This window comes from Nocardioides xinjiangensis, assembly GCF_017916385.1.
Classification (GTDB): domain Bacteria; phylum Actinomycetota; class Actinomycetes; order Propionibacteriales; family Nocardioidaceae; genus Nocardioides; species Nocardioides xinjiangensis.
This window is the reverse complement of record NZ_JAFMSW010000002.1, coordinates 319,430-339,270: the sequence shown is the minus strand read 5'-3', so window position 1 is coordinate 339,270 and position 19,841 is coordinate 319,430. Positions and strand designations below refer to the sequence as shown.

General features: G+C 73.7%; 19 protein-coding genes. 12 read left to right on the top strand and 7 right to left on the bottom strand.

What is annotated here, in order from left to right:
* Window positions 1–40 precede the first annotated feature (40 nt).
* The 5 genes from J3P32_RS16460 to J3P32_RS16440 form a co-directional block, all read right to left on the bottom strand.
* Window positions 41–832, bottom strand: a complete 792-nt coding sequence (locus J3P32_RS16460) for an Fpg/Nei family DNA glycosylase (protein ID WP_210441225.1) — start codon at window positions 830–832, stop codon at window positions 41–43.
* Window positions 825–5,378 carry an ATP-dependent helicase gene (locus tag J3P32_RS16455; protein WP_210441223.1) on the bottom strand — a complete coding sequence of 1,518 codons (4,554 nt, stop codon included), beginning with the start codon at window positions 5,376–5,378 and terminating at the stop codon, window positions 825–827. Before J3P32_RS16455 ends, J3P32_RS16460 begins: the two co-directional genes overlap by 8 nt.
* Before the next feature lie 97 nt (window positions 5,379–5,475).
* Window positions 5,476–6,330 carry an ERCC4 domain-containing protein gene (locus J3P32_RS16450; RefSeq protein WP_210441222.1) on the bottom strand — a complete coding sequence of 285 codons (855 nt, stop codon included), beginning with the start codon at window positions 6,328–6,330 and terminating at the stop codon, window positions 5,476–5,478.
* Between the two features lie 74 nt (window positions 6,331–6,404).
* On the bottom strand, window positions 6,405–7,322 hold the full coding sequence (locus tag J3P32_RS16445) for a DUF6910 family protein (protein ID WP_210441221.1): 918 nt from the start codon (window positions 7,320–7,322) through the stop codon (window positions 6,405–6,407).
* Between the two features lie 34 nt (window positions 7,323–7,356).
* Window positions 7,357–8,556, bottom strand: a complete 1,200-nt coding sequence (locus J3P32_RS16440) for a glycoside hydrolase family 16 protein (protein ID WP_210441220.1) — start codon at window positions 8,554–8,556, stop codon at window positions 7,357–7,359.
* Window positions 8,557–8,694: 138 nt separating this feature from the next.
* On the opposite strand from J3P32_RS16440, the gene J3P32_RS16435 reads away from it, so the two are divergent.
* From J3P32_RS16435 to J3P32_RS16425, 3 genes are read left to right on the top strand one after another with little or no spacing between them, the layout of a single operon-like run.
* A complete protein-coding gene (locus tag J3P32_RS16435; protein WP_455430097.1) occupies window positions 8,695–9,621 on the top strand; it encodes an ABC transporter ATP-binding protein in 927 nt (308 codons plus the stop codon).
* The gene (locus tag J3P32_RS16430; RefSeq protein WP_246851238.1) at window positions 9,621–10,451 is read left to right on the top strand and encodes an ABC transporter permease; all 831 of its coding nucleotides are present in this window, start codon (window positions 9,621–9,623) and stop codon (window positions 10,449–10,451) included. Before J3P32_RS16435 ends, J3P32_RS16430 begins: the two co-directional genes overlap by 1 nt.
* 10 nt (window positions 10,452–10,461) lie before the next feature.
* Window positions 10,462–11,253 (top strand): ABC transporter permease, encoded by a 792-nt coding sequence (locus J3P32_RS16425; RefSeq protein WP_210441219.1) that lies wholly within the window; start codon window positions 10,462–10,464, stop codon window positions 11,251–11,253.
* Window positions 11,254–11,279: 26 nt separating this feature from the next.
* Here the strand turns inward: J3P32_RS16425 and J3P32_RS16420 are convergent, their stop codons facing one another.
* Together J3P32_RS16420 and J3P32_RS16415 are read right to left on the bottom strand one after the other, a co-directional pair.
* On the bottom strand, window positions 11,280–12,251 hold the full coding sequence (locus J3P32_RS16420) for a YihY/virulence factor BrkB family protein (protein ID WP_210441218.1): 972 nt from the start codon (window positions 12,249–12,251) through the stop codon (window positions 11,280–11,282).
* 23 nt (window positions 12,252–12,274) lie between these two features.
* On the bottom strand, window positions 12,275–12,757 hold the full coding sequence (locus J3P32_RS16415; RefSeq protein ID WP_210441217.1) for a GNAT family N-acetyltransferase: 483 nt from the start codon (window positions 12,755–12,757) through the stop codon (window positions 12,275–12,277).
* Window positions 12,758–12,800: 43 nt separating this feature from the next.
* Here J3P32_RS16415 and J3P32_RS16410 point away from each other — a divergent pair, with 43 nt between their 5' ends.
* The 9 genes from J3P32_RS16410 (at window position 12,801) to J3P32_RS16370 (ending at window position 19,840) form a co-directional block, all read left to right on the top strand.
* A complete protein-coding gene (locus J3P32_RS16410; RefSeq protein WP_210441214.1) occupies window positions 12,801–13,322 on the top strand; it encodes a DinB family protein in 522 nt (173 codons plus the stop codon).
* A gap of 58 nt (window positions 13,323–13,380) precedes the next feature.
* The gene (locus tag J3P32_RS16405; protein WP_210441213.1) at window positions 13,381–13,575 is read left to right on the top strand and encodes a DUF3046 domain-containing protein; all 195 of its coding nucleotides are present in this window, start codon (window positions 13,381–13,383) and stop codon (window positions 13,573–13,575) included.
* Window positions 13,572–14,828: an MFS transporter gene (locus tag J3P32_RS16400; RefSeq protein WP_210441211.1), complete on the top strand. Its 1,257-nt coding sequence runs from the start codon at window positions 13,572–13,574 to the stop codon at window positions 14,826–14,828. Before J3P32_RS16405 ends, J3P32_RS16400 begins: the two co-directional genes overlap by 4 nt.
* A 185-nt stretch (window positions 14,829–15,013) precedes the next feature.
* Complete coding sequence (gene recA / locus J3P32_RS16395; protein WP_210441209.1) at window positions 15,014–16,066, top strand: recombinase RecA; 1,053 nt, start codon at window positions 15,014–15,016, stop codon at window positions 16,064–16,066.
* Window positions 16,056–16,817: a regulatory protein RecX gene (locus tag J3P32_RS16390; RefSeq protein WP_210441207.1), complete on the top strand. Its 762-nt coding sequence runs from the start codon at window positions 16,056–16,058 to the stop codon at window positions 16,815–16,817. The genes recA and J3P32_RS16390 overlap by 11 nt, the downstream gene beginning before the upstream one ends.
* Before the next feature lie 459 nt (window positions 16,818–17,276).
* Window positions 17,277–17,768 (top strand): phosphoribosyltransferase, encoded by a 492-nt coding sequence (locus tag J3P32_RS16385; RefSeq protein ID WP_210441205.1) that lies wholly within the window; start codon window positions 17,277–17,279, stop codon window positions 17,766–17,768.
* Between the two features lie 49 nt (window positions 17,769–17,817).
* Window positions 17,818–18,672 carry a polyphosphate kinase 2 family protein gene (locus tag J3P32_RS16380; protein ID WP_210441203.1) on the top strand — a complete coding sequence of 285 codons (855 nt, stop codon included), beginning with the start codon at window positions 17,818–17,820 and terminating at the stop codon, window positions 18,670–18,672.
* Window positions 18,669–19,457, top strand: a complete 789-nt coding sequence (locus J3P32_RS16375; RefSeq protein WP_210441201.1) for a HipA family kinase — start codon at window positions 18,669–18,671, stop codon at window positions 19,455–19,457. Before J3P32_RS16380 ends, J3P32_RS16375 begins: the two co-directional genes overlap by 4 nt.
* Complete coding sequence (locus tag J3P32_RS16370; protein ID WP_210441199.1) at window positions 19,454–19,840, top strand: DUF3037 domain-containing protein; 387 nt, start codon at window positions 19,454–19,456, stop codon at window positions 19,838–19,840. Before J3P32_RS16375 ends, J3P32_RS16370 begins: the two co-directional genes overlap by 4 nt.
* Window position 19,841 lies beyond the last annotated feature (1 nt).

Below are 19,841 nucleotides of genomic sequence, written 5' to 3'. Positions count from 1 at the left end.
TGCGGTCGTCCGCTCGAGGCGGACCGCTCGCCGACGCGGGTCAGCGCCCGGGTTGGCAGCTCGGGCACCAGTACGCCGCGCGCTCGCGCCCGGGCTCGCCGAGCATCGTCACCGCGACCGGGGTGCCGCACCGGCGGCACGGGGACCGGTCGCGGCGGTAGACCCACATGCGCTCCCGCTCGCGCAGGCTGCCCGTCGTCGACTGGACCGCGCGCTCCTTGTTGACCTCGAGCATCTGGCGTCCCCGCCTGACGAGGCGCGTCAGGTCGCCGACCTCGGAGACCGGTGTGGCCGGGTGGACGCTCATCGTGAAGCAGAGCTCGGCCATGTACATGTTGCCGATGCCGGCGAGGTTGCGCTGGTCGAGCAGGGCCTGGCCGATGGGCCGCGCGGGCTCCGCCCGCAGGTTGGCCAGCGCCCGCTCCTCGTCCCAGTCCGGTCCGAGGAGGTCCGGGCCGAGGTGGCCGACGAGGTCGTGCTCGGCCTCGCGCGGGACCACCTCGACGATGCCGAGCTGGAAGCCGACGGCCGTCACGCCCTCGACGCCGAGGACCACCCGCACCTGCACCTCGGGCCGGCGCCACCGCCCTCCGGCGGGATAGACGTGCCAGGACCCCTCCATCTTCAGGTGGGTGTGCAGGCTCCACGGCCGCTCGTGGTCGATCCGGGTGAGCAGGTGCTTGCCGCGCGAGACGGTGCCGACGACGGTGCCGCCGGTGAGGTCGTGGGTGGCGAACGCCGGCACCCGGAAGTCGGTGGTCGTCAGCTCCCGGCCGCTGAGGGCAAGGTCGAGCCTGACCGCCGCGCGGTACACGGTGTCGCCCTCAGGCACGCAGCCTCAGTCCCTTGGGCGTCGCCACGAACCCGGCCGCCGTCAGCGCCAGCCGGATGGGGGTCTCGCCGCCGCTGCCGATCAGCGCCTGGCCGTCCGCCTTCTCGACGGTGAGCCGCCCGAGGGCGCCGCGGCGGGCCGCGTCGGCCAGCGCCGCCATGGCGGGGGTCAGGACCTCCTGGTCGTCGCTCCACGTGAGCAGGGTGCGGCCGCCGCGCTCGACGTAGACCGTGAGGGCACCGTCGACGAGGACGACGAGGGCGCCGGCCTTGCGTCCGGGCCGGTGCCCGCTGCGCTCGTCGTCGCCGGCGTCGGGCCACGGGAGGGCGGCGCCGAAGACGTTGGCCGGGTCGGTCGCGGCGAGGGCCAGGACGGACGGCTTGGCACCGCCCCGCGCGCTCTCGGGCTCGGCGAACGTGCGGAGCCGGTCGATCGCGCCCGCGCTGCCGAACTGGGCGGCGCCGAGCCCCTCGATGAAGTAGCCGCGGCGGCAGCGCCCGGTGTCCTCGAACGCGCTCAGCACCTTGTAGACCCCGGCGAAGCCGCCGGCCACGCGCTCGCTCACGACGGCGCCGCGGGTGACCACGCCGTGACGCTCGAGGAGGTGCTCGGCCCGCGCGTGAGCGCGTCTCGTCGGGTCGCCGTCGCGCTCGGGCAGCAGTGCCCAGCGCCCCGCGGTCTCGGGCGGCCCCGAGCGCGCGGGCATCCGGCCCCGGGTGGTGCGGCCCATCCGCGGCGGCGTACGACGGCTGCGGTGGGAGGGCGTGCCGCTGCGGACCAGCGCGCGGAGGGGGCTGAGGGTGTCGTTGGTGACGTGGCCGGCCCAGACCAGCTCCCAGAGCGCCGTGGTGAGCTCGGCGTCGCTGGACGACCCGACCCGGTCGGCGAGCTGACGGAAGAACCAGGCCCCGCCGGGGTCGAGGGCGTCGAGGACGGCTCGCTGGAGGCCGGTCGGCTCCGCCGCCTCGACCTCCGGGAGCGTCAGGTGGGCCTGGTCGGCGAGGTGGAGGCTCACCCAGCCGTCGCTTCCCGGGAGGGGCGCGTGGCCGGCCCAGATCACCTCCCCGGAGGCGGTGAGCTCGTCGAGCATCGAGGGCTCGTAGTCGCGCACGCGGGCGGCGAGGACCAGGGGCTCCAGCGCGCTGGCGGGCACCGGGCAGCCCGCGAGCTGGTCGATCGCCGCGACGACGCCGTCGAGCCCCCGCAGCGAGCCGCCGACCCGCTGCCAGGCGGGCAGGAACCGGGCCACCGCGTCCTGGCTGACCGGATCGATCTCCTGGCGCAGCCGGGCGAGGGAGCGCCGGCGCAGCTTGCGCAGGACCTCGGCGTCGCACCACTCCGTGCCCGAGCCGGACGGCCGGAACTCGCCGTCGAGCACCCGGCCGCGGTGGGCGAGGCGCTGCAGGGTCTGGCGGGCGACGGCCTCGCCGAGCCCGAGCCGCGCCGCGACCTCCGCGGTGGTGAAGGGTCCGTGGCTGCGCGCGTAGCGGGAGACCAGGTCTCCGAGCGGGTCCTCCGGCAGCTCGAGGAAGGCGTCGGGGGTGCCGACCGGGACGGGGACGCCGAGCCCGTCGCGCAGGCGCCCGATGTCCTCGATGGCGGTCCAGCGGTCCTCGCCGGCCATGCGCACCTGCAGGACGCGGCGTACGTCGAACAGGGAGGCCAGCCACGCCTCCACGTCGGCGCCGGCGACCGCGCGGGCGCGGACCTCGTCGGTCGACAGCGGACCCACCAGCCGCAGCAGGTCGGCGACCGCCTCGGCGTCGCGGGCGCGCCGGTCGTCGGCGAGCCACTGCAGCTCGGCCTCGACCTCGGCGAGCACCTCGGGGTCGAGCAGCTCGCGCAGCTCCGCGCGGCCGAGCAGCTCGGCAAGCAGGCCCTGGTCGAGCGACAGCGCGGCGGCGCGGCGCTCGGCGATGGGGGAGTCGCCCTCGTAGACGAACTGGGCGACGTAGCCGAAGAGCAGGCTCCGCGCGAAGGGGCTGGGCTGGGTCGTCGCGACGTCGAGGACGCTCACCTCGCGGCGCTGGACCCGGCCGAGCAGGGCGACGAGGGCCGGGAGGTCGTAGACGTCCTGGAGGCACTCGCGAACCGCCTCGAGCACGATGGGGAAGGCGGGGTACTGCGCCGCGACCTCGAGCAGCTGCGCGCTGCGCTGGCGCTGCTGCCACAACGGGCTGCGCCGGCCGGGGTCGCGGCGAGGGAGCAGCAGGGCGCGGGCCGCGCACTCGCGGAAGCGGCTGGCGAACAGGGCCGAGCCGCCGACCTCCTGGGTGACGAGCTGCTCGATCTCCTCCGGCTCGAAGACGATGACCTCGCCGGTGGGCGGCTCGGCGTCGGTGTCGGGGATCCGGATGACGATGCCGTCGTCGGAGGCGACCGCCTGCCCGTCGACGTCGAAGCGCTCGCGCAGCCGGGCGTTGATCGCCAGGGCCCACGGGGCGTGCACGGGCGTGCCGTAGGGCGAGTGGACGACCAGGCGCCAGTCGCCGAGCTCGTCGCGGAACCGCTCGACGACGATCTGCGTGTCGTTGGGGACGACCTGCGTGGCCTCGCGCTGCTCGCCGAGGTAGGTCACCAGGTTGGTGGCGGCGTTGACGTCGAGGCCCTGCTCGCGGACGCTGTCGATCGCCTTCGCTGCCGGCTTGCCGGCCAGCTCGCGGGTGAAGGCGCCGACGGCGGCGCCGAGCTCGGCCGGGCGGCCGAGGGCGTCGCCCTTCCAGAAGGGCAGCCGGCCGGGGATGCCGGGCGCGGGCGTGACGAGGACCCGGTCGTGCGTGATGTCCTCGATGCGCCAGCTGGTGGCGCCGAGGGCGAAGACGTCGCCGACGCGCGACTCGTAGACCATCTCCTCGTCGAGCTCGCCGACCCGGCTGGCCTTCTCGCCGACGAGGAAGACGCCGAAGAGACCGCGGTCGGGGATCGTGCCGCCGCTGGTCACGGCGAGCCGCTGGGCCCCCGGCCGGCCCGTGAGCTGGCCGGTCACCCGGTCCCACACGATGCGCGGGCGCAGCTCGGCGAACTCCTCGCTGGGATAGCGCCCGCTCAGCAGGTCGAGGGTGGCGTCGAAGGCGGAGCGGGGGAGCTGGGTGTACGACGCGGCGCGGGTGACCAGCGCGAACAGCTCGTCGACGTGCCACTCGTCCATCGCGAGCGCGGCGACGACCTGCTGGGCCAGGACGTCGAGCGGGTTCGCCGGGACGGCCATCTTCTCGATCGCCCCGGACCGCATGCGGTCCACGGCCACGGCGGTCTGGGCGAGGTCGCCGCGGTGCTTGGGGAAGAGCACCCCTCGGCTCGTCTCGCCGACCTGGTGCCCGGCGCGGCCGACCCGCTGCAGGGCACTCGCCACGCTGGGCGGCGACTCGATCTGGACGACGAGGTCGACCGAGCCCATGTCGATGCCGAGCTCGAGGCTGCTCGTGGCCACCACGCACGGCAGCCGGCCCCGCTTGAGGTCGTCCTCGATGACCGCCCGCTGCTCCTTGGAGACCGAGCCGTGGTGCGCCTTGGCGATGACCGCCTCGGCGCCCGAGCTCTGCCCGGACTGGGCCATGACCTGGGCGGGCGGACTGCCGGCACGCTCCCCGACCTGCGCGTCGCCGACGGGCGGCTCGGACGCCGCCCGCTCGGCGCGCTCTGCCGCGATCTCGTTGAGGCGGGCGGTGAGCCGCTCGGCCAGCCGGCGGGAGTTGGCGAACACGATCGTGGAGCGGTGCTGCTCGACGAGGTCGACGACGTGCTCCTCGACGTGCGGCCAGATGCTGCTGGAACGGCCCGGGTCGCCGGAGCCCTCGTCGTACTCCTCGGGCATCGTCATGTCCTCGACGGGCACGACCACCCGCAGGTCCCACTCCTTCGTGCTGGGCGGGGAGACGATCTCGACCGGCTGGGTGCCGCCGAGGAAGCGTGCCACCTCCTCCAGGGGGCGGACGGTCGCGCTGAGGCCGATGCGCTGCGCGGGCCGCTCGAGCAGGTGGTCGAGGCGCTCGAGGCTGAGGCCGAGGTGGGCGCCGCGCTTGGTGCCCGCCACGGCGTGCACCTCGTCGACGATGACCGTGTCGACGCCGCGCAAGGTCTCGCGGGCCTGGCTGGTGAGCATCAGGAAGAGCGACTCGGGGGTGGTGATGAGGATGTCGGGCGGCGCCGTGCCGAGCCTGCGACGGTCGGCCGGACTGGTGTCGCCCGACCGCAGGCCGACCGTGACGTCGGGGACGGAGGTCTCGAGCCGCTCCGCGGTGTTGCGGATGCCGGTCAGCGGCGCGCGGAGGTTGCGCTCGACGTCGACGCCGAGTGCCTTGAGCGGGGAGATGTAGAGGACACGGGTGCGCCGGGACCTGTCGTCGGGTCGCTCGGTGGTGAGCAGCCGGTCGATGGCGTGGAGGAAGGCGCTCAGTGTCTTGCCGCTGCCGGTGGGCGCGACGACGAGCGCGTTCCTGCCGGCCGCGATGGCGTCCCAGGCCCCCTCCTGCGCCGGAGTGGGGCTGGCGAAGGACGCCTCGAACCACGCGCGGGTCGGCGCGCTGAAGCGGTCGAGGGCAGTCATGCTCCGCAGTCTGACACCGGGGTCCGACAACGACCCCGCCCCGAGGGAGGCACGCCGGTCGTCGGGCCGGCACCGCAGCCGCGGCTCGCCGGCCCCCTCACTCCGCGAGGTGCTCGGCGGCGCCCTCGGCGTCGAGCACCTCGCCGGTGAGCCCGTCGACCAGCTGGGTCCCCTCGGCGGAGGACCGCAGGGCGCGCAGCGCGATCGCGCGTCGGTCGAACGACCGGGTCTCCTCGTCACGGTCGGGGCTGCTGAGGATCCAGCGGCGCGCCGGTCGCGTCCCGGGAGCGGGACGCTCGGGCTCCGGCTCGCGGTCGGCGGGCGCCACGTAGGCGCCGTGCAGCGCCTCGGCGAGGCGCGCCGCCCGCACCCGCCCGATGCCGGGGTGGCGGCGCAGCCCGTCGGGAGCGGCCGCGGCGACGGCGGCGACGCTGCCGTGGGCGGCGAGCAGGCTGCGGGCCATCGTCGCGCTGATGCCCGGGACGGCGGAGAGCATGACCTCGGCCTGTGCGGAGGGGTGGCGCGGGGACCGGCGCGGTCCGTCCGTCCGCGACGTCGGCGCGGCGCGCCGGGCGCGTTTGGCGAGCCGGGCGATCCAGGCCGCGCTGTCCTCCACGTCCAGGCTGTGCAGCACGGTGAAGCCGTCCTCCAGCAGGCGGCACACCGCGCCCCGCCACGCGTCCTCGGCCATCCGCGGCTCGCCCTCGACCAGCAGCACGGCCTGGGGGAACGTCGACTGCAGGCGCACCGCCTGGTCGAACAGGCGGCCGTCACGGATGGAGGCGCTCAGGTCGCCGGGGCCCTTGCGCTCCACCGCCAGCCCGTGCCCCAGCACGTAGTCGCCCACCGGCAGGTCCGTGAGCTGCACGTCGAGACCTGCGGCGACGAGCGCGTCCGGGATGCCGCTGCTGCGCTCGCGGTGGTCGACCAGCACCGGACCCTTCTCGACCACGCTGCGACGGTACCGCGCGCCCGGGCCGCCACCCACCGGGGGCGGCGCACGGCGCAGCCCCTGGGGCACCCGGGTCAGCGGGAGACGCGGATCCGCACCTCCCACGAGGCGGCGTCCGGGTCGTCCACGTCGGTGACCGCGAGCAGGGTGGCGCCCGCGTCGTCGGCGCCGAGGAGCATCAGGCCCTCGACCTTCACCACGGCGCCGTCGAGCTCGGGGATCGCGGCGACCTCGAGCACCCGGTCGCCGCGGATGCGCGCGAGGGCCGACGCCACGACCGGTCCGTCGTCGCGCGGGTCGGGACTGTCCTCGGCGGCGGCGCTGGCGAGCAGCCGGCCGTCCGGCAGCGCGACGACGTCGGTGATCGCGAGGCCGACCCCGTGCACGGAGCCGAGGTCGTAGTGCCGCGGCCGCGCGACCCGCACCCCGGCCGCTGCGCCCCGCCCGACGGCCAGCGCCACGGCGTCGGCGAGGTCGACGTCGACGCTGCCCGACGGCAGTCCCGCGGACGGCAGGCCGCGGTGGAACCACCGCAGCGCGCCGTCGACGACGCAGGCGCCCTCGAGGTTGAGCACGTCGAGGTCGACGCCGAGGACGTCCGCCACGCGGGTGTAGACCGCGCTCGCGTCGGCCACCACGGTGGTCGGACGGCCACCGTCGAGGCGGAGCAGGCACCACCGCATCCGGGCGGGCGACGAGCCCGACCCCATGACCAGGACCGCCGGCTCGCCGTCGACCTCGACGCGGCACGCGGTCTCGAGGTCGGGCTTGAGGGCCTTGGTCCCCGACGCCTCGTCGAAGACCTCGTGCCCCTCGACCGGCGGCAGGAGCCGTACGGCGGTCACGGACCCGTCGCGGCACCATGCCGCGTGGGTGGCGTCGTCCGACACCACCAGGTGGCCGTCTCCGAGGGCCACGACCGCCGACGCCGCCCGTACGGGCGTGCCGTCGTCGAACCTCAGCCGACTGGCTGCCAGCACCTCGACGTCCATGCCGTGATGCTCGCAGACGCCGGGGTCGTCGGCGTCAGCCGCCGGTCTCCCACACGCGCACCCAGTCGACGTACATGTGCTGCGGCAGGTGGCGCTCGCGGATCTTCGGCACCTCGTAGTCCGCCGCGAGCAGGCTGAGGATCGGGAACTGCCGGACGGCGGAGACGCCGCCGCGCATGCGCCCGGTCTCCACGCCGTCGATGCGGAAGACCAGCAGCCTCGGCGACCACTCCACGGAGAAGACGTGGTAGTTCTTCGACCAGCCGTCCCGGCGGTTCTTGAGGTACGACGCCGAGCGGGGGATCCAGCCGCCCGACGAGACCCGGCGACGTCCGTCGTACCGGTGCATGAAGGTCGCCAGCCCGCCCTGCGGGTGGTGGTCGCCGAAGTACTCGACGACGTCGATCTCGCTGCCGGCGCCGCCGGGGTACATGCCCTCCACGGGCTGGAGCCAGAACGCGCCGTGCTGCCCGCGCCGGGCGTGGAACTTCACGCGCGCCGCGGCGACCCCGTAGCGGAACGCGAAGGCGCCCTGCGTGCCGATGTGGCCGTTGAGGCGGTAGGCGTACGTGCCCGGCGCGCGGTCGCGGCCGCGGATGCGGCACCGGCGCGTGGCGTCGGGGTCGATCACGACGCTGAGCCGGGCGGCGCCACCGTCCACGCTGACGGCGCTGGGGTGCCCGCGGGAGCAGGAGCGCCGCGCCGTCGGCACGTAGTCGTGGCCGCGGTGGTTCCAGACCGGGTCGAGGTGCTCGCCGGGGAACTCCTCGGTCCAGGTGGGGTCCTGCCAGCGTGCCGTGCTCACGGCGTGGCTGCTGAGCGGGCGGAGGCTGCCGGAGGCCATGGCGCGCACGCGGTACGTCGACGGGTGCCCGTCCGTGGTCGCGGCGGCTGCGAACTGCACGCGGCCGCGGCCGTCCTGGCGCCTGGTCGCCACGACCTGCCACGAGTCGCCCCGGCGAACCTGGAGCTGCACCCGTCGTCCGGGCGTCGCGGGTCGCAGGGTCGCGACGACCGCCGACCGGGCGGCGTCCGCACCGGCGACCAGCCGCCCCTGCTGGACGATCTGCGGCAGCGCCTCCAGCCGGATGCGCTGGTGCGGCGTGACGAGCACGGCGACGTCCCCGACGGGGTCGGACGGCTCGGTGGCGGAGCCGGATGGGGGAACGGCGAGGGCCGCCGCCGGGACGAGCAGCGCCAGGGCGGTGGCGATCGCGGAGCGTCGAGCTGACATGGGTGACCTGATCCGTCGGGGTGTGGACGAGCACCCCGACCGGGGCGTTCGAGGCTGGGACGCAGCCGGGGACTCCATTGTTGTCGGCCGCCCAACTCGGTTCCCCGAGGCCGTCGCACTGATCTAGTGTCGGCGCTCGTGAGCGAAGCCATGATCTCGGCGCGGGGGCTGCGCAAGTCGTTCGGTGACTTCGAGGCCGTGAAGGGCATCGACGTCGAGGTGCGCCGGGGCGAGGCATTCGGCTTCCTCGGACCCAACGGCGCGGGGAAGTCCAGCACGATGCGCATGATCGCCTCGGTGAGCCCGGTCAGCGGCGGCGAGCTGCGGATCCTCGGGATGGACCCGGCCACCGACGGGCCGGCCATCCGCGGTCGTCTCGGCGTCTGCCCCCAGGAGGACACCCTCGACAACGAGCTCAACGTCTTCGACAACCTCTACATCTACGGCCGCTACTTCGGCATCGACCGTGCCACCTGCCGCGAGCGCGCCCAGGAGCTGCTCGAGTTCGCGCAGATCACCGACAAGGCCAAGGCCAAGGTCGAGGACCTCTCCGGCGGCATGAAGCGGCGACTCACCATCGCCCGCAGCCTCATCAACCGACCCGAGGTGCTGCTCCTCGACGAGCCCACGACCGGGCTCGACCCGCAGGCGCGCCACGTGCTGTGGGACCAGCTCTTCCGGCTCAAGCAGGCCGGGGTCACGCTCGTCATCACCACCCACTACATGGACGAGGCCGAGCAGCTCTGCGACCGGCTGGTCGTCATGGACAAGGGCCTGATCGCCGCCGAGGGCTCACCGCGCGAGCTCATCGACGCCCACTCCACGCGCGAGGTCGCCGAGCTCCGCTTCGGCGTCGGTGAGCACGAGGCGCTGGCCGGAAAGGTCGAGGACCTCGGGGAGCGGGTCGAGGTGCTGCCCGACCGGCTGCTCGTCTACAGCGACCACGGCGAGGACGTCGTCACCGCCGTGCTCGAGCGTGGGCTGCACCCGCTGGCCACGCTCGTGCGCCGCTCCACCCTCGAGGACGTGTTCCTGCGCCTCACCGGCCGGAGCCTGGCGGACTGATGGCCACCACGACGCGCCCTGCCCGGACGACCCGACCCACCGGCACGCTGTCGGCGCGGGAGGGCATGGCCCGGCAGTACGACTACTGGCTCACCGTCCTCAAGCGCACCTGGCGCGGGGGAGTGGTCAGCAGCTTCCTGACCCCGCTGCTGTACGTCGTCGCGATGGGCGTGCTGCTCGGCGGCTTCATCGAGGGCGACCCCGACACGCTGGAGGGCGCCACCTCCTACCTCGCCTTCGTGGTGCCCGGCCTCGTCGCCTCCCACGCGATGACCATCGCGGTCAGCGAGTCGACGTACCCCGTGATGGGCGCCATCAAGTGGCACAAGACGTTCTACGCCCAGCTCGCCACGCCGCTCGCCGTCCGCGACCTGGTGAATGCGTTCGTGGCGTTCGTGGTGTTCCGCGTGGCGGTGGCGTGCGCCGTCTTCATGCTCGTGCTCGCGCCGTTCGGCGTCTTCGAGACGTGGTGGGGGCCGGTGCTCGCGTGGGTCGGCCAGGTGCTGGTGGGCTCCGCATTCGCCTCCCTCACCTTCGCCTACAGCGCCCGCCTGCGGTCCGAGGAGGGCTTCGGGCTGCTGTTCCGGCTCGGCGTCATCCCGCTGACCCTCTTCTCCGGGGCGTTCTTCCCCGTCGCGAACCTCGGCCCGGTGCTCGAGTGGCTGGCGCGGCTCACCCCGTTGTGGCACGGCGTCTCCCTGTCGCGGATGCTCTGCGTGGACCGGGTCGACTGGTCGCTGGCGCTGCTGCACGTCGCCGTGCTGGCCGGGCTGACCGTCGTCGGCTGGGTGCTCGCCGTCCGCAACCTCGACAAGCGGCTGGAGGTCTGAGGTGGCGCTCGTGCAGGGGATCCCGGCCCCGCTGACGCCGGCCGCGGCCACCAGGGTGCTGGTGCTGCGCAACTACGTCGTCTACCGGGGCGCGTGGAAGCTGTTCGTCACCGGCTTCCTCGAGCCCGTGTTCTACCTGTTCTCCATCGGCATCGGGGTCGGCCGGCTCATCGACACCTTCGAGTTCCACGGTGAGGCGATCCCCTACGCGGAGTTCGTGGCGCCCGCCATGCTGGCGACCTCGGCGTTCAACGGCGCGCTGCTCGACTCGACCTACAACGTCTTCTTCAAGCTCAAGTACGAGAAGCTCTACGACCAGATGCTCGCCACGCCCCTGTCCACCGGCGACATCGCCCGGGGCGAGATCGCGTGGGGCCTCATGCGCGGGTCGGTCTACTCCGCCGCGTTCCTCGTGGTGATGGCGCTCATGGGGCTCACGCACTCGTGGTGGGCGGTCCTGGCGCTGCCGGCCACGGTGCTGATTGCGTTCGCCTTCTCCGCCGTCTGCATGGCGGTGACGACCTGGATGAAGAGCTGGCAGGACTTCGACAAGATCCAGCTCGCGCAGATGCCGCTCTTCCTCTTCTCGGCCACCTTCTTCCCGATCGAGGCGTTCGGCGACGGCGCGCTGCGCTGGATCGTCGAGGCCACCCCGCTCTACCGCGGCGTCGTGCTGTGCCGCGAGCTCACCACCGGCGTGGTGACCTGGGAGTCGGCGATCTCGGTGGTCTACCTCGTGGCGATGGGCATCGCCGGCCTGGCCGTGGTGCGCCGCCGGCTGGACGCGCTGCTCCTCACCTGACGACCGGACCCGGACGCGGCACCGAGTCAGTCGTCGACGACGCGGCTGTGCGGTCGGCCCGGGTCGTCGTACGCCGGCTCGGGCTCACCGGCCCGCAGCGCCTCGAGCTGCGCGCACACCGCCACGCCGAAGAACAGCGAGATCGAGGAGAGCAGGCTCCACACCAGCAGGGCGAACACGCCCGCCAGCGGGCCGTACGTGCTGCTGAAGGAGCCGCTGACGTTGACGTACGCCGCGAGCCCGGCCGCCGCCGCCATGCTGCCGACCACGGTGATCGCCGAGCCCAGGGCGAGCCACGACAGCGCCGGCTGGCGGCGTCGGGGGGCGTGGTCGAAGAGCGCCGCGATGGCCACGACGAGCGCCACGAGCCCCAGCGGCCACCGACCGACCTCCCAGGCCAGGCGTGTCCCGTCGGACCAGCCGTACTCCGCGACCATGGCGTCCCCGAAGGCGCCGCCGGCCACCAGCGACAGGAAGCCCAGCCCCACTGGACCTGCGAGGAGGGCGGTGAAGACGGCCGCGCGACCGTACTTGTGCAGGGCGGGACGGTCGCGGCGGATGCCGTAGATGCGGTTGCTGCCGCGCTCGACCTGGGCCATGGCGGTCGTCATCGAGGCGACCGCCAGCAGCAGGCCGAGAGCGAGGGCGAGCTCCCCGGCCTCCTCGGAGCCGGAGGCCAGCGCCTGGGCCACCGCGTCGTCGCCGCCGCTGGCGGGCGAGACGGCGTTCACCGTGGCTGCGACCACCCGCGCGGGGCGCTCGTCGTCGATGTCCGCGGCCAGCCCCATCACCGCCAGCAGGAACGGCACGACCGCCAGGCAGGTCTGGAGGGCGAGCGCGCGGCTGTTGGTGAACCCGTCGCCGTAGCGGAAGCGCACGGCCGACTCCACCATGATCCGCCGCAGGCCGTGGCGGCGCGCGAGGTGCCAGGCGTCCTCGACGTCGAGCTCGTCACCGTCCATCTCGGTGGTCACCGGGACGGTGCGGGCCGTGGTCATGGGCGCACCCTATGCGGACGGCGTCAGCCCAGGACCTTCTGGAGCCAGGCCAGGTCGACCCACCGGCCGAGCTTGCGGCCCACCTCCCGCATGACGCCCACCTCCTCGAAGCCGCAGGCGCGGTGCAGCGCGAGGCTCGCGGGGTTGGGCAGCGCCACGGCAGCGACGACCAGGTGCACGCCGTCGTCGGCGAGCCCCGCCAGCAGCGCGTCGTACAGCGCCCGCCCGGTGCCGAGTCCCTGGTGCCCGGGGGCGACGTACACCGTGCTCTCGCGGGTGTGGCGGTAGGCCGGCTTGGGCCGGAAGGCGCCGGAGGTGGCGTAGCCGACCACGCGGCCCTGGTGCTCGGCGACGAGGAAGTGGTCGTCCGTCGCGGCCAACTTCTCCTCCCACCACGTCGTCGGGCGGGGCTCGACGTCGAAGGTGGCGTGCCCCTCGCGGGCCTCCCGGCCGTAGATGTCCGCCACCGTGTCGAGGTCGGCGGGAAGTGCACGGCGGATGTCCATTCCCCGCATTGTCCCCGTCGGCGCCGCTGGTTGGATGGCCGGCATGGGCATCACCCCCGACACCAAGGACTGGACCTGGGTCCTCGACCGACCGTGCGCCGACTGCGGCTTCGACCCTGCCGCGCAGGGGCGGGGCGACCTGCCGGGACTCCTCCGCTCCACAGCCGAGGCGTGGGCGAAGGTGCTCGCCCGCAGCGACGTCGCGCGGCGACCGGCCGCCGACGTGTGGTCGCCGCTCGAGTACGGCGCCCACGTGCGCGACGTGCACGAGCTGTTCGCGCAGCGGGTGCGGCTGATGCTCGAGGAGGACGGTCCGACCTTCGCCAACTGGGACCAGGACGCCACCGCCGTCGAGAGCGACTACGCCCACCAGGACCCGGACCGGGTCGCTGCCGGGCTGGTCGCCGCCGCGGGCACCGCGGCCGACCTCTACGCCGGCCTCACCGAGGTCACCGCGCAGCGCCGCGGCACGCGCTCGAACGGCGACGAGTTCACCATCGAGAGCCTGGGCAGCTACCACCTGCACGACGTCGTCCACCACCTGCACGACGTGGGCGCGCGGTGACCGGGACGGCGCCGAGGGCGCGGTTGGAGCTGTCGGCGGCGCGTGGTTCGGTAGGAGCATGAGGCACACCGAGTTCTGGGCGCGGCTCGACGAGGTCCTGGGCCGGGACTACTCCCGCACCTGGGCCGAGCTGACCGTGGTGCGCGACCTCGACGGTCGCACCACCCAGGAGGCACTCGACGCCGGCGTCCCGCCGAAGCAGGTCTGGGCAGCCGTGCGCCGGCAGCTCGAGCTGCCGGACAGCGAGCGGTGAGCAGCCGCCTCGAGCCGGAGCTCGACCTCGCGGCCGTCCAGCGGCACACGGTCCGCACGCTCGTCGTGTCGCAGGCCGTCGGGGCGGTCGGCGTCACCATCGGCGTCGCCACCGCGTCACTGCTGGCGCGCGACATCTCCGGCAGCGAGACGATGGCCGGGCTCGCGCAGACCTCCCAGGTGCTGGGCACCGCCGGCGCGGCGTACGCGCTCGCCCGGGTGATGCGTCGGCACGGCCGTCGCGTCGGGCTGGTCGCCGGCTACCTCGCCGGTGCGGCAGGCGCCGCGCTGGCGGTGGTGGCGGGCGTCGTCGACTCGATGCTCGTGCTGCTCGTGGGCGCCGTGCTGCTGGGCGCGACCACCGCGGTCAACAACGGGTCGCGCTACGCCGCGACCGACCTCGCCACGGAGGAGCACCGGGCGCGGGCGCTGTCGGTCGTGGTCTGGGCGACGACCATCGGAGCTGTCGCCGGACCGAACCTCACGGGCGTCGGCGGCGCGGTGGCCGGGGCCCTCGCCGTCCCCGAGCTCACCGGCGGCTTCGCGATCGGTGCCGTCGTGCTCGTGCTGGCGGCCGGCTGGGTGGGCGTGCGGCTGCGCCCCGACCCGCTGCTGCTCGCGCAGCGCACGGCCGGGGTCGAGACGGCCGCGGCGCCGGACCGCGACGGCCGGTCGTGGGTGCGGTTCGTCGCGGTCGTGCGGGACGTGCCCGCCGTCGGTGCGGCCGTGGCGGCCATGGCGTGCGCGCACGCCGCCATGGTGACCGTGATGATCATGACGCCGCTGCACATGGAGCACGGCGGTGCGCACCTCGAGGTCATCGGCTTCGTGATCTCCGTCCACGTGCTCGGCATGTTCGCGTTCTCGCCGCTGGTGGGGTGGGCGGCCGACCGGTTCGGCCGTCCGGTCGTCCTGGTCACGGGGGGAGGAGTGCTGCTGGTGTCCCTCGCGCTGTGCGGGCTGTCGCCGGAGGGCTCGTCCTGGCAGATCACCGCCGGGCTCTTCCTGCTCGGCGTCGGGTGGTCCTGCGCCACCGTGGCGGCATCCACGGTGGTCGCGGACCTCACGCCCGTCGAGGCGCGCACCGACGTGCAGGGCACCTCCGACATGGCGATGTCCCTCACCGCCGCCGGCGGAGGCGCCCTCGCCGGCGTCGTCGTCGGGTGGCTCGGCTACCCGGCGCTCGCCCTGTTCGCCGCACTGCTCGCCGCGACCGTCGTGGTCGCCGGGCGGCTGACCCGCGACCGCGCCTGATCGTCGGCGACACGCCGCACGCGGACCGTGTGTCGAACACCTGTTCGGGATACTGTTCGTCCACAGGTACGACGAGGGGCGAGGTTGTCCACAGCGGTCGACCGTCCTGATCAGGGACTGTCGGTGGCTCGCCCTAGCGTCGCAGACGTACCTCACATCACACGACGACAAGACGGGACACAGCAATGGCTGGTGCAGACCGCGAGAAGGCCCTCGACGCCGCGCTCGCACAGGTGGAGAAGCAGTTCGGCAAGGGCTCGGTCATGCGACTGGGCGACGAGACGCGTGCCCCGCTCGAGGTGATCCCCACCGGGTCGATCGCCCTCGACGTGGCCCTCGGCCTCGGCGGTCTCCCGCGCGGTCGCGTCGTGGAGGTCTACGGTCCGGAGTCCTCCGGAAAGACCACGGTCGCCCTCCACGCGGTGGCCAACGCCCAGGCGGCCGGCGGCATCGTCGCCTTCATCGACGCCGAGCACGCGCTCGACCCCGACTACGCCAAGGCCCTCGGCGTCGACACCGACGCCCTCCTGGTCTCCCAGCCCGACTCGGGTGAGCAGGCGCTCGAGATCGCCGACATGCTGATCCGCTCCGGCGCGCTCTCGCTGATCGTCATCGACTCCGTGGCGGCCCTGGTGCCCCGCGCCGAGATCGAGGGCGAGATGGGCGACAGCCACGTCGGTCTCCAGGCCCGCCTGATGAGCCAGGCGCTGCGCAAGATGACCGGTGCCCTCAACAACTCCGGCACGACCGCGATCTTCATCAACCAGCTGCGCGAGAAGATCGGCGTGATGTTCGGCTCGCCGGAGACCACGACCGGTGGTCGGGCGCTGAAGTTCTACTCCTCGGTGCGCCTCGACGTGCGCCGCATCGAGACGCTCAAGGACGGCACCGACATGGTCGGCAACCGCACCCGCGTGAAGGTCGTCAAGAACAAGGTGGCCCCGCCGTTCAAGCAGGCCGAGTTCGACATCATGTACGGCAAGGGCATCAGCCGCGAGGGTGGCCTGATCGACGTCGGTGTGGAGGCGGGCATCATCCGCAAGGCCGGCGCCTGGTACACCTACGAGGGCGACCAGCTCGGCCAGGGCAAGGAGAACTCCCGCAACTTCCTGCGGGACAACCCCGACCTCGCCAACGAGATCGAGAAGCTCATCCTGGAGAAGCTCGGCGTGATCCCTGCCGTCGACAAGCCGGCCGACGAGCTGAGCGACGAGCCCATCGGGGTCAATGACTTCTGAGCGCCGCCCCGCCCCTGAGTGGGCCGGTGACGTCGGGCTCGGCGTGCAGGCGTGGGTGGGGGAGACCCCATCCACGCCGGCCGCGCCGCGCCGCCCTGCCGGGCGGTCGACCGCTGCACGCGGCTCCGAGGAGCGCACCGGTCGCAACGAGGGCCGCGAAGGGCGTGGCGGTCGACGTCGCACCCGGACCTGGGAGGAGCGTGAGGCGGCCAGGACCGCCCGGGCGGAGGCGGCCGCCGCCGAGGTCGAAGCCGACCCCGAAGCCGTGGCACGCAGGATCCTGCTCGATGCGCTCACCGGGCAGGCGCGCTCGCGCAAGGAGCTCGCCGACAAGCTGGCCAGGAAGAACGTGCCCGACCGGCTGGCCAAAGACCTCCTCGACCGGTTCACCGAGGTCGGCCTGATCGACGACGCCGCGTTCGCCCGGCAGTGGGTGGAGAGCCGGCACCGCAGCCGAGGGCTTGCGCCCCGGGCGCTGGCCCAGGAGCTGCGTCGCAAGGGCGTCGACGACGACGCCACCTCGGCCGCACTCGAGCAGATCGGCGACGCCGACCAGCGCGCGGCCGCTCGGGCCCTGGTCGACAAGAAGTTCCGGTCGATGCGGGGGCTCGATCCCCAGGTCGCGACGCGACGCCTCGCCGGGCTGCTCGCCCGCAAGGGCTACCCCGCCGGGCTGGTGTACTCGGTCGTGCGCGAGGCGCTGCGCGACAGCGGCGACGAGGTCGACGACCTCGGCCCCCTGGACGACTGAGCCCCCTCCACCCGCGCCGTGGCCCTCCCTGGGCCCTCTTCGGGCGGGCGCCCGGTGCGTCATACGAAGGCGGACCTATAGGTGCTGGTTCGTATGACGCTAGGGCCGGGCAGGTCGGGCGCGGGGCGGGCGGCGCCGCGTGCGTCATACGAAGGCGGAGCTATAGGTGCTGGTTCGTATGACGCTGTCCGGTACGTCATACGAAGGCAGACGTATGGGTGCCGGTTCGTATGACGCTGGGGCTGGCGCGCGTGGCGGGTCGGGCGCGGGTCGGGCGGCGCCGCGTGCGTCATACGAAGGCGGACCTATCGGTGCTCGTTCGTATGACGCTGGCCGGGCTGGGGCTGAGGCCGGGGCCGGGGACGGGACCGGGCCGGGGGCGGGGGCGGGCCCGCGACCCGACACCACCACGTGACGGTCGACATCGACGCGCCGCGCCACCAGTGGTGTGATGGTCCCGTGAGCGACGAGCGCGAGGTCCTGTCCTACGAGCTGTTCGGCACGGCCACGCGCGAGCTGGCGCAGCAGGTCGCGGACTCCGGCTACCGTCCCGACATCATCCTGGCGATCGCCCGCGGCGGACTGGCCCTCGGCATGGGCCTGGGCTACGCCCTGGCGGTCAAGAACATCTCCGTGGTCAACGTCGAGTTCTACACCGGCGTCGACGAGCGGCTCGACGTGCCGATCATGCTGCCGCCGACCCCGGCTGCGGTCGACCTGTCCGGGCTCAAGGTGCTCATCACCGACGACGTCGCGGACACCGGGCGGACCCTCGAGCTGGTGCACCAGTTCTGCGGCGGCCACGTCGCCGAGGCGCGCACGGTCGTGATCTACGAGAAGCCGCAGTCGGTCATCAAGCCGACCTACGCCTGGCGGCTGACCGAGCGCTGGATCGACTTCCCCTGGTCCGTGCTCCCGCCCGTTGTGGATCCCGAGGCGCTGGCGCACTGAGCGGACCGGCACCCGACGGCCCACCCAGCCGGTGGGCCATGATGACCCCATGACGACCTCCGCGATCGCCGACGCCCTGCGCCTGCCGGGCGGAACGGTCGACCTGACCGCCATCGACACCGACGCAGCGCCCGGCTTCGACGGGAAGAAGGCCGACGGCAAGGCCGCGCTGGCCGCCATGCAGCCCGAGCTGTCGGACCTCCAGGAACGCCTGTGGGCCGAGCGCACCGCCGGGTCGCAGCGTCGGGTCCTGCTCGTGCTCCAGGGCATGGACACCAGCGGCAAGGGCGGCGTGCTGCGGCACACCATCGGCCTGGTCGACCCGCAGGGCGTTCGGATCACGAGCTTCAAGGCGCCGACCGAGGAGGAGCGGGCCCACGACTTCCTCTGGCGGATCGAGAGGGGCCTGCCGGACGCCGGCTACGTCGGTGTCTTCGACCGCTCGCACTACGAGGACGTCCTCATCGCCCGCGTCCGCGGCTTCGCCGACCCCGGCGAGGTCGAGCGCCGCTACGGCGCGATCAACGACTTCGAGGCCCGCCTGGTCGACCAGGGGGTCTCGATCATCAAGTGCATGCTCCACATCAGCCCCGACGAGCAGAAGGAGCGGCTCGCCGAACGGTTGGCCAACCCCGAGAAGCACTGGAAGTACAACCCGGGAGACCTCGACGAGCGCGCGCGCTGGCCTGCCTATCGCGAGGCCTACGAGGTCGCGCTGCACCGCACGCACACCGACGCCGCCCCGTGGTACGTCGTGCCGTCGGACAAGAAGTGGTACCGCAACCTCGCGGTCGGCCAGCTCCTGCTCGACACGCTGCGCGGCCTCGACCTGCAGTGGCCCACGGCTGACTTCGACGTGGCGGCCGAGCAGCAGCGGCTCGCCGAGGAGGACTCGGTCCAGTGACCGTCGCCGGTCCTCCGGACCCACTCCCGACCGTCCACGTCACGAGGTACGTCACTCCGCTGCGCGAGGGCGGCAGCCTGCCGGGCGTCGTCGAGGGCGACGACCTGGGCACCTACGTCTGCAAGTTCCGCGGCGCCGGCCAGGGCGCGAAGGTGCTCGTCGCCGAGGTGGTGGCCAGCGGGCTCGCGACCCGCCTCGGCCTGCGCACGCCGCGCCTGGTGGTGCTCGACCTCGACCCCGAGCTCGCGCGCTACGAGGCCGACGAGGAGGTGCAGGACCTGCTCAACGCCAGCGTCGGACTCAACCTGGGGATCGACTTCCTGCCCGGCTCGTTCGGTGTCGACGGCCAGGTCAGCGCGGCCGACGACGAGGGCGCCACGGTGCTGTGGCTCGACGCCTTCACCGCCAACGTCGACCGCTCGTGGCGCAACCCCAACCTGCTGCTGTGGCACGGCGAGCTCTGGGTCATCGACCACGGAGCCTCGCTCTACTTCCACCACGGCTGGCGCTCCGGCGTCACGGACCCCGCCCGGTTCGCCGCGCAGCCGTGGGACGCCGGAGGCCACGTCTTCGAGACCTGCGCGAGCCGCGCACGCGAGCTCGACGAGGAGATCTCGTCGCGCCTCGACCGCGACGTCTTCACCGAGGTCCTCGCGCAGGTGCCCGACGTCTGGCTGGAGCCGGTGCCGGGCGCGGAGACGCCGCAGGCGCTGCGGGCCGCCTACGTCGAGTTCCTCACCGCCCGGCTCGGCACCCGCCAGTGGCTTCCGGAGGTGGCGCCATGAGCGCGCCGCGGCTGGCCTACCAGTACGTCGTCCTCCGCTGCGTCCCGCGGCCGGACCGCGAGGAGTTCCTCAACGTCGGCGTGGTGCTGCACTGCCAGGCCGCGGACTTCCTCGACGCGTCGTGGAGCGTCGACGGCCACCGGCTCCGGGCGCTCGACGCCGGCATCGACGTCGACCAGGTCTGCGACGCGCTCACGTTCGTCGACTGGGTGTGCCGGGGCGACGACCGCGGTGGGGAGGCGGCCCGACAGCCCCTGGGCCAGCGGTTCGGCTTCCTCAAGGCGCCGCGGAGCACGGTCCTGCAGCCGGGCCCCGTCCACGGCGGCGTCACCGGCGACCCGGCGCGGCAGCTCGAGCACCTGCGCGAGCGCCTCGTCGGATGAA